Below are 13469 nucleotides of genomic sequence, written 5' to 3'. Positions count from 1 at the left end.
GAGTATTATAAAGGGGTACATGGCATAGAGTACAAATTATCGGATATTCTCTAACCATGAAAAGGACCGGGCTATGCCCGGTTTTTCTTATTCTATATAATGATGATATATCAAAACGGACTGTACATACGGCTTCTCTGCCTCATCCTCAGCTGTGCTTTTCAGGAGACACCGGCAAGCGGTTTGTGTTCGTATCCTTTATTAGCTGCAGCCCTAATCTTCTTAAGGCTTGCTTGAGGTTTACACAAGGGTTGAGTTCTTTCAAATCAATGCCAAGGTTTACGATGGTTTGAGCGATCTCAGGACGAATACCGGTTAAGGTAGACTGAATGCCCGTCAAACTCAAGGCTTTAATGACTCGGAACAGCTGATTAGCCACCATTGTATCGATAATTGGAACGCCTGACACATCAATGACCATATGAGATAAGTCCATTCGCTTCCCTTCGGTTAAGGTCACTTCCATGACGAGCTTAGCGCGGTGTGTATCAATCGCACCAACAAGCGGCACAACAGCAATGCCGTCAGCTACAGGTACGACCGGAACAGATAATTCCTCAAGTACTGTATAAGCGGTTTCCATCATTTCATTTTTGTGCTGTTCGTGCACTTCACTGATGGTTTTAGATACCTGGTTGATAAGGGGGTCGATCATTTTGGATACATCGAGCATAGTAATCGCCGCAAACTTTCTTTGCTCAAGCTCCTCTGTAAATACATCCCAAACTACGGTGCGGTACGTTGCAACCTCTCTTAAAATATCGCTTAGCGAGATGCCGTATTGGATGGAGATCTCTGCGGTTTTACGAGCCCACTTTTCAGCCTCCGGTTCAATCACATTCTTATCCATATACAGGATTTGGCCAAAGCACTTCATTAACGCCGCCCTGTATTGTAGCCTTTCCTTTAAGGGGATTCTATTCTCTACGGCACTTTGTTCACTGTCATCTTCTGCGAGCACCCCTTCAACTCTTTGAGCTAAGATGAGGTGATTGTTTGTGATTTTCTTGCCTATATATAACAGTTCATCCTTCATTCTGCATACCTTCCCCTTGTTTATAGTATTAGTCTTATTATAATGGTTTTCTCTCAAATAGAAAGAAATCCTGCCTTTATTTCAAAGATCCATGGCCCAGCAAGAGAGAAATGCGTTAGAATAGAGGAAATCAGAATAATTTAATAGCAGGTGAAGGGAGAAGAAGGATGGCTTTATTAATCGTATTGGTATTGGTCTTGTTAGGTGCAGGTGCCATAGCCACTGTTATGGTTTGTACAAAAGGTGATCACGATTACCATCAGGCAACAAAGGGGAATGTTGCGCGCCTATCCTGGATTTATATTATTGCTATCAGCTTTTCGTTAGCTGCTGTTGGTGCTTATATCGCCCTTTCGACACCGTAGGAAGGGTGGATAAATCGGCAAATTGGAGGGATGGAAGATGAAAGCTTTAGTACATGAAGGAGCGCCTGGTCTGGAGGGACTTGCCTACCGGGATATAGAGGAAGCGGAGCTTAAGGCGGGGGAAGTAAAGGTTCGCTTGAAAACAGCAGGAATGAACCACCGAGACTTGTTTGTGCTGACACGTCACCGGCCCGAAGATCCGCCTTTAATTATTGGATCTGATGGAGCGGGAATCGTGGAAGAGATCGGTGAGGAAGTAGAAGGAATCAAGGCAGGGGATGAAGTGATCATTAACCCTGGGCTTGGCTGGAAGGAAAATAGCGAGGCGCCTCCGGAAGGATTTGAAATTGTTGGTCTGCCGTTTCATGGAACGTTTGCTGAGAAGATCGTTGTTCCTGCTGAAAATGCTGTTCCTAAACCGTCCAGCTTAACTTGGGAGGAAGCTGGTGTATTATCGCTGGCGGCTTTAACGGCTTACCGGGCTTTATTTACGAGAGGGAAAGTGAAAGAAGGAATGAAGGTCTTCATTCCGGGAATTGGCAGCGGGGTTGCGACGTTTCTTCTACAATTTGCCAAAGCTGCAGGAGCTGAAGTCTATGTCACATCGCGTGCTGAAGAAAAAAGAGAAAAGGCTTTATCGCTCGGAGCCCACCAGGCTCTTGACACCCATGAAGATTGGACAGCTGCGTTAAATGGGAAGAAGATGGATCTCGTGATTGAATGTGTAGGAGCGGCTACTTTCAACCGTTCCCTTGAACAGCTGCGCAAAGGCGGCACGCTCGTAACCTTTGGTGCATCTGCTGGTGATGAAGTGAAGCTGAACCTTCGTACATTTTTCTACGGCCAGTTCAATCTTCTTGGTTCTACTATGGGCAGTGCAGAGGAGTATAAGGACATGCTTTCTTTCATCGATGCGAACGGAATTAAACCAGTAATCGATACAGTGTTCCCGATTAGCGAGTTTACCGAAGCGTTCAAAAAGCTGGAAGCGGCCGATCAACTAGGGAAAGTAGGCTTTTCAATCAGTTAATTGGCGGAAAAGGGACCTACATAGTGGGTGTTTTAAATAATGGTAAGGAAGCAGCGAAATCTTTCGCTGCTTTTTGCTATTTGTCTAGAGATGGGCGAAAAGGCTTATACTATCATTAAACTAAGAATCAACCTTAAAATTTCATACATTATTTATTATGTTTTTCACTATTTGGAATATTTAAGATAATTTATGATATTCTTATTCACGATTAATAATGAATGGGGGTTTTAGAATGAAAAAGCCGGTGTTGAAGGTCGCTTTAGCCGCTTCACTAACATTTAGTCTGTTTCATGCGGAAGCTGCTTTGGCCAAGCCTTCTGAAGTGGTGCAAGCTCAACCGTACAAAGTGTTTGATCAAAGAATTGTGAATAAAGTAAACGCGGACAATATGTACAATCATATTGAACACCTGTCACAGGTTCCGCGTATTGCTGGCACAGAGGCTGAAAAGCAGGCGGTCGAGTTTATCAAAAGTGAGTTAGAGTCCTATGGATATAAGCCGGAGGTACAACCATTTACGTTTCTTGGCTATACACCGCCAAGTGCTATGGAGTTAAGCGTGTCCGAGCTTGGAGGAGAATGGGAGCTTCAGCCATTTACCTATACTGTTAGCGGAGATGTATCAGGCGAGCTAGTTTCAGCAGGGCTAGGAACGAAAGAAGAATTAGCTGATATAGAAGCAAAGGACAAAAATGCGCTTGAGGGCAAAATTGCACTTATCAAGCGCGGAGAGATCGCGTTTAGTGAAAAAGTCTTAAATGCTGCCCACGCGGGAGCAGTCGGTGTGATTATTTACAACAATGAAGAAGGAGCATTAAACGGCACGCTTGGAGAAGCGAATGATAGCTATGTACCAGCGGTTGCCCTTACAAAAGCAGAAGGTGAAAAGCTGGCTGCTTACATAGACAATAAGCAGGTGACAGCCAGACTGAAGGTCGAGGGGGCCGTGACGGAGGAGAAGACCTCCTACAATGTTAGTGCTGTTAAAGAGCCAACGAACAGAAAAAAAGACACAGGTGACGTGATTGTAGTCGGTGCTCACCATGACTCTGTGGAGGGGGCACCTGGAGCGAACGATGATGCTTCTGGAACAGCAATGACATTAGAGCTCGCTCGCGTCCTGAAAAATGTACCGACAGATACTAAAATCCGCTTCATTACCTTTGGAGCTGAAGAGCTGGGGCTGGTAGGCTCTACTCATTATGTAAACAATCTTTCTGAAGAGGAGATCAATCGCATCATTGCCAACTTCAACCTGGATATGGTAGGGAGCCGGGATGCAGGAGATTTAGTAATGATGACAGTAGATGGAGAACCAAACCTTGTTACGGAGCTTGCCCAAGCATCGAGCGAAAGACTGAATGGCGCACCGTTGCCATATGAGCAGGGCGGCCGCAGCGATCATGTTCCATTTGCTGAAGCCGGCATCCCAGCTGCTTTGTTTATCCACTCACCAACAGAAGAGTGGTACCATACGCCAGAGGATACCATTGATAAGATCAGCAAAGAAAAGCTTCAAGATACCGCTGAAATTGTAGGCGCAGCAATATATGAGAGAGCCCGATTCGACAACATGGGACCGAAGCCGAAAAAGATAAAGAAGGAGAAAAACCAAGCGTTTTACCATAATAAAGAAATCCGTTAATGGAAAATGATCTCTGATGGAAGGAAAAGAAAAAGCCGTGCCAGCGCAGCTGGTGCGGCCTTCTTAATTATTGCTGGCAATCACTGCCTGAAAAGGGGCATGGCAGGGTGAAAGCATGGGTTAACCTAGGTGAGGGGGAAGGTCATTATGACGCAAAGCAGCAGGCAGCGTGTCGTGTATATACGGAGGAGCAGGCTTCAACTTTGGTTTATCGCCATAAGCTGCAGGGCAAGGGTCATACTTGAAGGTTCCTTCTCCATCCATGGTTGGTCCGTTTGCCCAGCGTCCAGCTGCACTCTTGTCTCCTTCAGAGAAGTTGAATAAAACATGTGAGACTTCCCGTTTCTCCAGTTGCCGCGGGAAGGTGCTTGGAACCACCACATTCTCTTTTGCTTCCAGCTCGGCGATAGCGGCCAGCCACTGGTTTTGATGCATGGTGTCGCGTGCAATCAGCCATGACAGCATATCCTTTACTCCCCGATCATTGGTTGCTTCATACAGTCTGACAGCTTGAAGGCGACCTTGTGATTCAGCATTTAAGTTCGCGCGAAAGTCAGCTAGTAAATTGCCGCTGGCGATAATATAATCAGCGGTCCAGCGATTTCCTACACTATCGGCCGGCATAGCACCGAGTCCTGAAACAATGGCATGCTGAGGGTTCATTCCGCCGAGAATAGCACCAATGACGGGGTCTTTCGCTGCATCCTCTAAATCCCCTACCGGTGCCCCATCAAGAAGCCGGGCGATCATCGTAGCCAGCATCTCGATATGGGCCAGCTCTTCTGTTCCCGTGTCCATCAGTAAATCCTTATACTTGCCATTGCCCCTGACGCTCCAGCCTTGGAATAAGTACTGCATAGCAACGGAGATTTCTCCAAATTGTCCACCCAGCACTTCCTGCAGCTGTTTGGCAAACAGTGGATCCGGTCGTTCAGGCTTCGCATGGTACTGCAGTTCCTTCACATGAAAAAACAATGTTCTTCCTCCTCACTATCCAGTCTCAAATCCTCACCGTTAAGGTATGTGTGTTTCCACATTCGGTGAAAGAACAATGGGATTTTTTTGAGAGAGGGAAAGAATAATTCTTTATAATAAAAAGGCTGAATCAAGAGGAATAATGATTCCTTGCTTGATTCAGTCTAGTGTGATTATTTATTCAGGGCTATCCGTGTTTTGGAAAGCTTTCGCTGCCACATAACAGAGAGCAGCACGGTAACGGCCAACACGACTAACCCCAGGAAAAACGGAAAATAGATATCTACATCATACAGAAGTCCAGCAAGCGTAGGGCCAAGCACATTGCCGATGCTCATATAAGCATTGTTCATTCCCATCGCAAATCCTTGCTCGTTACCGGCCAGCTTAGAAATAAGCGTATTTAGAACTGGGCGCAAAATAGAAGTAGCCAAGAAAATAATCAGTGTGACGACAAAGAACAGAGCATAGCTGGAAACAAACAAAGAGAGCAGAAAGCCAGCAGCTGTTACTGTGAGAAAGATATTGACCACGCTGCCTTCACCGAATCGGCGAACGATGTAGTCAACGATGAATAGCTGGGCAATCACGCTGATAATCCCTGTTGAAGTCACCATTACGGCAATATCCTGTGGCGTAGCGCCAAATTTGTTATCGACAAAAAGACCGATAACAGATTCATAAGCCATCAAGCCGAAACTCATTACAAGCACCAGAACAAGAGGAACAAAGTACGGCTTATGAATGGATTGAGCCAGCTTTCGCATCATCGGTTCATCTGCTATTTCAACAGCAGAGCCAGCTGGTTCCCGGCTTTCCTTTAACCAAAGAGCAGAGAATAATACAGCGGCAGTGCCAACGAGAGCGGAAACCAATAGCGGCATTTTTAAACCGAAGTCAGCAAGGAATCCACCCACGCCAGGACCGATCACGATACCTAAAGACATGGCCGCGGAGATATAGCTGTTTCCTTTCGCACGCTGCTCAACCGTCGTGATATCAGCCACATAGGCGAAGATAGCCGGGATCAGCAAAGCAGCTCCTATACCGCCAATAACCCGTGAAAGGTATAAGATGCTAATTGAATCTGAAAAATAAAATACAAACATAGATAGAGCGAGTCCGCTGAGACCGGCTATAATCATTATCCTTCGACCGTACTGGTCCGCCCATTTTCCGGCAAGGGGAGACATAACCAGCTGAGCACCGGCAAAGATCGAGACCATCAGCCCAGCAGCTGTCCCACCTTGGCCAATAGAAGCTAAATAAGCGGGCAAAATAGGGATAATGATTCCAAAACTCCCTATAGCAATGAACATATTAATCATTAAAATTATCATTTTCTTCCGCTGTTCCGGCAGCATGATGCATCTTCCTTCCATATGCATTCTTTTTTGAATATTGACTTCTTAATCTAACGACGGTTAAGGGAAAAAGTCAATTGGGTATAGGAACAAAAATAAAAAAATTTATAGCTGTTAGGAGGGAAGAAGTGGATACATACATTTATGGTCTTTTTACTATAGCTTATGTGCTTCTGGCAATTTATGGGCTTCAGCTGCTCAATAAATATGGGTGGAAGAGCCTTTCAAATGTGCTGCTGCTCGTAACGCTGGGGCTTGTTTGGGATAATGGCCTTTTGGCAGCAGGAAATTGGATTGGGCAAGGAGAATGGCTTGAAACGCTCAGCCGCTCCCGGTTTTGGCTGCATGCTTTTTTGACTCCTTTACTCGTGCTTTTTGCTTGGCATGCAGCTTGCCGGGCGGGGACTGGATGGGCCAAGCACAAATTAGCCTTACTGCTCTCTATTCTATTAACCGCAGGTCTTATTTTATATGAATTACTAACTGTTACGATGGGACTGGAACTGGCGCCCGAAAGAAGCTATGGGGTGCTTAGCTATAGTGATCAATCAACGACTGGCCCGCCGTTGATGGTGATTGTTGTTGATATTGCTTTGCTGATTGCCAGTATAGCGGTGTACCGTCAAACGAAGTGGAAGTGGATGCTTATCGGAGTGGTGTTAATGACAATTGGAAGCATCGTTCCTATTCCAATCCCGAGCTCTGCTGCTACGAATGCCTTCGAATTAATCCTCATTGTTTCTCTTTGGGCCACGAAAGGCTTCTTAGATAAGAACCATTACCAATGTAAGTCATCGTAAACAGAGCGGCCTCGCCCTGGGCAAGGCCGCTGTCTCTTCTCCTATCTTTCCTCCTATTCTTTTAGTTTCACAAATTCTCATGTACTTCTCATTCTTCTTTCAGTTTCTTCTAACATTGACTTTTTATAGTAAGTGTAGATCAACAGGCGCAGAGGATCGTATTTTACACATTTACTTCTGCTGCCTGCTTTAAAATACCAGAGGATGAAGAAGGAGAGAAAAAAATGAATATATTAGTTGTACCGTCAGGATTTAAAGAATGTTTAAATGCAGAGAGAGCAGCAGATTGTATAGAGAGAGGCATTAAGAATACACTTCCCACTGCCTGTATTACTGCCATTCCTATGACAGACGGCGGGGAAGGGTTTACAGAAACAATGGTAAATCTCACGGAGGGAGAGCTTCATTACCGAACAGTAACGGGACCTATCGGCCAGAAGCTTGAAGCGTCCATAGGGATTCTTGGTGATACAAAAGAGAAGACAGCAGTTATTGAAATGGCTTCAGCTGCAGGATTGAGGCACGTACCTAGAGACCACAGAAACCCATTGAAAACAACAACTTATGGAGTTGGAGAATTAATAAAAGCAGCGCTTGATTTAGAGGCAGAGCGCATTTTAATAGGCTGCGGAGATTCAGGCACTTCAGATGGTGGAATCGGAATGGCAAGAGCGCTGGGGGTGCGTTTCTATGATACTAGTAATCAAGAGATAAAGGAACCCGGCGCGGAAAGGCTGTCCTCGTTGGCGCGTATTGACATGGCCGGCCTTGATGAGCGGATTGCCAATGTGCAGATAGATGCGGCCTGTAACTGGAGCAATGTTCTGTGTGGTTCAACAGGAGTAGCCCGGGTATTCGGCCCGCAAAAGGGAGCTGCCCCCGAACAGGTAGAATGCCTGGAGAAAGGACTGGAGCAGTATGCAAAGGTTATAGAAGACCAGTTCGGAATCGATATGCGGCAAGCGCCGGGAAGCGGAGCGTCGGGAGGTCTTGGCACCGGACTTCAGGTGCTTCTTGGTGCCCGTCTCCATTGCCGTTATGACGTTATCTTTCCTTATCTTCATTTAGATAAGTATTTACAGAAAGCAGACCTCGTCATTACAGCGGAAGGGAGTATTGACGGGCAAACGCCTAATGGGAAAATCCCTGCGGAAGTGGGAAGAAGGGCGATGAAGAGGGGAATCCCAGTAATTGCGCTCGCCGGAACGATCGGAAGGGATGCCAGCCATAATTACGGCTGTGGCATTCATGCTTATGCAAGTATTTTACAGAAACCGGTTTCATTGGATGAGGCATTTCAATCAGCGGAGGAATGGCTGACAGAAACGACGGAGAGCATGATCCGCATCATACAAGTAGGCAGTCTGCTTGCAGAAAAGCAGCTTAGAGCAGGGGAGGTCTCATGATTTCCCGTGTTGAACTAAGCAGGAAAGCGAGAAGAAGAGAACGGCGGAAAGCAGCTCGTTTTCAATGGAGGATTGGTCGCAAGGCGTTATCTATTTCAGCTACTTTCCTCTTAGCAACAGCTGCTATTCTGTTCCTTCCTTCCGAATTAACATACGAGGGCAGAATTTCATTGCTGGGCTTTTTAGCAGCAACGGTTCTGTGGACAGCGACTTCCCTTCCGGCAAGTTACTCGGCTTTGCTCGCTGTCATGCTGATTATTCTGCTGAATGGCCAGTCTGCCGATCTATTATTCAGTTCACTTTCCTCAGAAGTTGTCTGGCTCATATTAGGTGCTTTCGTCATTGGCGGAGCTATGGAGAAGACAGGTATAGCCTCCAGGCTTGCGGATTCCTTACTAGCTCAAGCAAAAACTACAAAGAGCCTTCTTTGGCTGCTGACAACAGTCATATTGCCGTTATCTATTTTCGTACCGTCGACTTCTGGGCGAGCAGCTGTGATGCTGCCAGTGTACCGGGCAGTAACGGCAAGTGTGCCAGACAGCCGCTTCAAAAAAGCAGTGGCTCTGTTAATCCCTACAGTCATCTTATTATCGACGACGTCCACGCTGATCGGTGCAGCTTCCCATTTAATTGGCGTTGAATTATTAAGAAGCATGACAGGAGAAGAGATTACCTTTCTGCAATGGATGTTATGGGGGCTGCCAGTTGGTATTCTTTCCAGTTATCTTGCTTGTGCGGTTATTTTGTGGAGCTTCTTACCAAAAGATATAAGGGAACATCGCTTGCCGGTTAGAAGCAGAGAAACTACTCCTTTCAGCAGGGAGGAAAAAATGACAGCAGGTGTATTGGCAGTAACTATGCTGCTATGGCTCAGCGAACCGCTTCATGGCCTTGAGTTAGCGCTTGTGACCATGCTTAGCGCTCTTGTGCTTTGCTTTCCATCCCTTGGGGTCATGAAATGGAAGGAAGGGCTGGAGTCCGTGTCCTGGAACTTAATTGTGTTCGTCGGGGCTGCTCTTGCTTTAGGTAACAGTTTAATCGATTCAGGAGCGGCGGAGTGGCTTAGTCATAAAGTCTTTGCTGTTCAGAACCATATAGACGGATCTGAATGGCTTACATTAATCCTTCTTATTCTATTGTCCGTTACTTCTCACTTATACATTACTTCTCATACGACGAGAGCAATGGTGTTAGTACCCGCTTTTCTGTATATGGCTGGGGATATGGGGCTGAACCCAGCGGCTGTCTTATTTATTGCAACAGCAGGAATGAACTTTTGCTTGACCTTTCCGGTGAGTTCTAAAGCACTGCTTATTTATCAGGAGATTGACCCTGACAGTTTCCGTCCTTCTGACCTTCTTCAAATCAGCGGAAAGGTTGGTGTCTCTTACATTCTTTTAATCATCATGCTCTATTATACGTATTGGCAGTGGACGGGTCTCCAGCTTTAACGGCTAAAGGCAGCCTTTTGGTTTATAAAGGGTTGTCTTTATTTATTTTTATACAGATGGAAAGGGGATTGAAGAAGTTTGTTTAATTATAAAGGAAATAAACCAATTTATTTTGCGTAAACTAAATAGTATAAGTTAAGACACGAGTTAATTTTAATAGGGAGGGTGATTGTAATGAGCTGTTTATTATGGGACACGCCTGAATCCTTGCAAACCTTACTGTGTGAACTCGTTAGTTGGGATAGCCGGACTCTTACTGAAGGAGAGCGCCTGTTTCCTTGCCGGCTTCAGAAAAAGCTGGCGGGGCTTGACTATTTCCAACAGAACCCAAAACACTTAACCCTTCACAAAGCTGACTCTGAAAGACAGTTTGTTACCGCCTTTTATCAATCCTTTGAATCAAAGGAGACAGTGGTGTTAATTAGTCACTTTGACACCGTTCAGACAGAGGAATACGGTGAACTAGAGTCTCTTGCTTTTTATCCGGAAGCTCTTACAAGGGCCCTTCATAAGCGGAAAGACACCCTCCCTGAAGAAGCGCGATTGGACCTTGAGTCCGGAGAATACCTGTTTGGAAGAGGAACGATGGATATGAAGATGGGCCTTGCTCTTCATATGGCTCTCATTGAGAAGGCAAGTGCAGAGCAATGGCCTATTAGCCTTTTGCTTGTCACTGTTCCAGATGAGGAAGTAAACTCAGCGGGCATGCGGGCTGCAGTAAAAGAGCTTGTCCGATTGCGCAGCGAGTACGATTTATCCTATAAGCTGTTTTTAAATAGTGAACCTTCTTTTTCGCAAAAGCCGGGAGAGCACAACCATTACATTTACTCAGGATCAATCGGAAAGATTATGCCGGCTGCCTTATTTTACGGAAAAGAAACCCATGTAGGTGAGCCATTAAGAGGAATAACCGCCAATTATATCGCCTCGTTCTTGACACAACTGATGGAATGGAGCTCTCTGTTCAAGGAAAGTGACTTAGGGGAGGAAGCGCCTCTGCCTGTGTCCCTTCAACAAAAGGATTTGAAAGTTCAATATTCCACGCAAACGCCTTACCGCGCCGCGGCACTTTATAATGTGTTTATGATGAAAAGAAGTGCAGCAGAAGTAATGGATTTGTTTGAGCAGGTTGCACAAGAAGCAGCCATGATGTGCAATGAGTCCTATCGCCGGCTTTGCCAGCGCGAGCAAATTGAAGGTGTAGGGGAAGTGAAGGTGCTCCGCTATGAAGCGCTGCTTTCGTATGCGGAAAAGAAATCGGGTTTGGCATTCATTGACGGGATTAAAAGGGAGGTACAGGCAAACAAGGAGTGGGATGATCGGGAGAAATCTTTAAGAATAGCTGACCAATTGATGATTCACTGTCAAGAGCTAGCCCCTGCTATTGTCTTACTGTTTGCTCCGCCGTATTATCCAGCTGTGAATACCTCTAATGACCCGCTCGTTATCGATTCCGTGCAAACAGTAAAGGAAACAGCTAAACAGTTTGGCGTGGACATCAGCCAAATTCATTACTTTAATGGTATCTGTGATTTAAGCTATGTGCAGTACAGCGACCATAATAACGGCTGGCTGGCATTTGAGAGAAATACACCGGTTTGGGGGGATACTTACAGCATTCCTTTTTCAGATATGCTGCAGCTCCAGGCACCTGTGCTGAACCTTGGACCCTTCGGAAAGGATCCTCATCAGCTTACCGAACGTCTTCATTTAGATAGTGCTCTCGTTTACACACCTGCTATGCTTGAAAGCTTGATAACGAGCATGTTCAACCGTTTAGCTAAGACGGGGTGAAGCATCTCATAGGATAGAATATGGCGTCGCGATTACAGGTATAATCAATAAGGCTGATTCACAGGGTATATGCATGCCTCACTGAATCAGCCTTATTGTCTTCTATATTTAGTTAAGCATGGAAGCCGATACGCTGAACCTTCTTGGCCAGTCCAAGGACATTTTGGTCCGGAAAAGTAATAACAGAGCTGATATACTCCCAGCGGATAAACAAATGGGCAACGCAAGTTTCTTCCTTCTGCTCCTCTACCGGGATCTCCACACCGGCGTCATCTAAAACCTCTATACGTTTGTGGCAAGGATTTTCTACCCAAATCCCCATGCTCTCATTTCGAATCAGCTTTACTACGTGCCATTCATCGGGACGATAAATACCTGTCATCTCGCCTACAAGTTCTTCAGGAAAATTCCTCAGCTTGATTTGTATTTTTTGTCCCGCGAAGTTATCTAAATGCATGAAATCCCTCCTAGAAATAGATTCTCCTATTACAGTTCCCTCGTTCTGGGAAGATAAAACAGAGAAAGCCGCTGTCCTTCCAGCGGCTTTCTCTCGATTCGCTATGTTATTGTTCAGCAGGGGCAGCTTCATCAATTGGAATTTCAATTAATTGATTGGAGCCGGTAGCTTTTGGCATTTGTCCATCCCATTTTTCTACCCATTTATTTTGAATGACCTCCGTAGACAGGGATTCTTGAAGAATTTTATTATACTGAGCCAATCCTTCTGCTTCAATTTTTTTCTTCTCTGCTTCTGCTTCAGCGATTTGCAATTCAATCTGTTTCCGCTCCAGCTCCTGGGCTGCCTCTACCCGCTTATCGATGGCTGCTTGGGTAGACTTGTCAGGCTTAGGTACGCCCAGCGTCAAATTATCAACAGTGAAGCCGAGCTTTCCAATATCCTCTGCGAATAACTTCTGTACGTTGACTGCTGCTTCTGATGATTTCTCCCCGTACGTGTCAATAACTGAATACTTGGAAATAGCTTTGCGGGCCGCATCCCATAATCTTGTGCGAAGATAGGAAGCTTCAATTTCTTCTACTTCGATAGGGCCAAACTTATTAAAGACATCTACAACCTTATCTGGCTGAACGCTGTAGTTGTAAGCAAAGTCAACAGTTACATTCTTTCCGTCGGAAGTAGCAACTTGGATATCCTTATAGTCGACTGTCTGCATTCGAACGGGGTATCTTGTAACCTTGTCAAAAAGGCCAACTAAATGCCAGCCCTGGCCGAGCGTTTCTTCTTGAACTCCCCCGTTCGGACTGTATACGACACCTACATAGCCGTTCGGAATTTTTTCAATGAACATAGAAAGCAGTATGATGCCAATGATGAGCGCGCCTGCAATGATCGCTCCACCTAGCAATTTTCGGTTGCCGCCTGATTTTTTCTTTCCATCATTCTCGATTACTTTCATTGTTATCCTCCTTAATTTTTTCCTTTAAGCGGTAAGCTTTATCTCCTACTCTTTTGAAGGAAGGGGAGAGCATAAGCCATATACCAAAGCCGATAAGTAGAATAATAATAACTGAACCGACAAATACCTTCATGTTTCTCGCTCCTTTTACTCTATTGTTTCATTTTTTGATAAATTTGTCA

The 13469-nt window shown here is 45.4% G+C and carries 13 protein-coding genes; 7 read left to right on the top strand and 6 right to left on the bottom strand.

Annotated elements, in window-relative coordinates; translation table 11 throughout:
- Positions 1–148 precede the first annotated feature (148 nt).
- Positions 149–1036: an STAS domain-containing protein gene (locus tag QY97_RS07370; protein WP_039235027.1), complete on the bottom strand. Its 888-nt coding sequence runs from the start codon at positions 1034–1036 to the stop codon at positions 149–151.
- 167 nt (positions 1037–1203) lie between these two features.
- Between QY97_RS07370 and QY97_RS07365 the strand changes: the two genes are divergently transcribed.
- The 3 genes from QY97_RS07365 (at position 1204) to QY97_RS07355 (ending at position 4079) form a co-directional block, all read left to right on the top strand.
- Complete coding sequence (locus QY97_RS07365; protein WP_039235024.1) at positions 1204–1401, top strand: hypothetical protein; 198 nt, start codon at positions 1204–1206, stop codon at positions 1399–1401.
- A gap of 37 nt (positions 1402–1438) precedes the next feature.
- Positions 1439–2431, top strand: coding sequence for a zinc-binding dehydrogenase (locus QY97_RS07360; RefSeq protein WP_039235022.1), 993 nt, complete (start codon positions 1439–1441; stop codon positions 2429–2431).
- A gap of 235 nt (positions 2432–2666) precedes the next feature.
- Complete coding sequence (locus tag QY97_RS07355; protein WP_039235020.1) at positions 2667–4079, top strand: M20/M25/M40 family metallo-hydrolase; 1413 nt, start codon at positions 2667–2669, stop codon at positions 4077–4079.
- Between the two features lie 120 nt (positions 4080–4199).
- Here the strand turns inward: QY97_RS07355 and QY97_RS07350 are convergent, their stop codons facing one another.
- Together QY97_RS07350 and QY97_RS07345 are read right to left on the bottom strand one after the other, a co-directional pair.
- Positions 4200–5054: a manganese catalase family protein gene (locus QY97_RS07350; protein WP_039235019.1), complete on the bottom strand. Its 855-nt coding sequence runs from the start codon at positions 5052–5054 to the stop codon at positions 4200–4202.
- 173 nt (positions 5055–5227) lie between these two features.
- On the bottom strand, positions 5228–6418 hold the full coding sequence (locus QY97_RS07345) for an MFS transporter (RefSeq protein ID WP_039235017.1): 1191 nt from the start codon (positions 6416–6418) through the stop codon (positions 5228–5230).
- Positions 6419–6546: 128 nt separating this feature from the next.
- Between QY97_RS07345 and QY97_RS07340 the strand changes: the two genes are divergently transcribed.
- From QY97_RS07340 to QY97_RS07325, 4 genes are all read left to right on the top strand, one after another.
- The gene (locus QY97_RS07340; RefSeq protein WP_039235014.1) at positions 6547–7218 is read left to right on the top strand and encodes a hypothetical protein; all 672 of its coding nucleotides are present in this window, start codon (positions 6547–6549) and stop codon (positions 7216–7218) included.
- A 224-nt stretch (positions 7219–7442) separates the two neighbouring features.
- The gene (locus QY97_RS07335) at positions 7443–8624 is read left to right on the top strand and encodes a glycerate kinase (protein ID WP_039235012.1); all 1182 of its coding nucleotides are present in this window, start codon (positions 7443–7445) and stop codon (positions 8622–8624) included.
- On the top strand, positions 8621–10075 hold the full coding sequence (locus tag QY97_RS07330) for an SLC13 family permease (protein WP_052717141.1): 1455 nt from the start codon (positions 8621–8623) through the stop codon (positions 10073–10075). The genes QY97_RS07335 and QY97_RS07330 overlap by 4 nt, the downstream gene beginning before the upstream one ends.
- A gap of 174 nt (positions 10076–10249) precedes the next feature.
- The gene (locus QY97_RS07325; RefSeq protein ID WP_039235010.1) at positions 10250–11869 is read left to right on the top strand and encodes a M20/M25/M40 family metallo-hydrolase; all 1620 of its coding nucleotides are present in this window, start codon (positions 10250–10252) and stop codon (positions 11867–11869) included.
- A 112-nt stretch (positions 11870–11981) separates the two neighbouring features.
- Here QY97_RS07325 and QY97_RS07320 read toward each other — a convergent pair whose 3' ends face one another.
- The 3 genes from QY97_RS07320 to QY97_RS20635 form a co-directional block, all read right to left on the bottom strand.
- Positions 11982–12326, bottom strand: a complete 345-nt coding sequence (locus QY97_RS07320; protein ID WP_039235008.1) for a hypothetical protein — start codon at positions 12324–12326, stop codon at positions 11982–11984.
- A gap of 106 nt (positions 12327–12432) precedes the next feature.
- The gene (locus tag QY97_RS07315) at positions 12433–13287 is read right to left on the bottom strand and encodes a prohibitin family protein (RefSeq protein ID WP_039235006.1); all 855 of its coding nucleotides are present in this window, start codon (positions 13285–13287) and stop codon (positions 12433–12435) included.
- Entirely contained in the window at positions 13268–13420 is a 153-nt protein-coding gene (locus QY97_RS20635; RefSeq protein WP_166701681.1) for a hypothetical protein, read from the bottom strand. The genes QY97_RS07315 and QY97_RS20635 overlap by 20 nt, the downstream gene beginning before the upstream one ends.
- Positions 13421–13469: the final 49 nt, after the last annotated feature.

This window comes from Bacillus thermotolerans, from assembly GCF_000812025.2.
Lineage (GTDB): Bacteria > Bacillota > Bacilli > Bacillales > Domibacillaceae > Quasibacillus > Quasibacillus thermotolerans.
The sequence above is the reverse complement of the archived record's forward strand: the minus strand, read 5'-3'. Positions and strand labels throughout refer to the sequence as shown.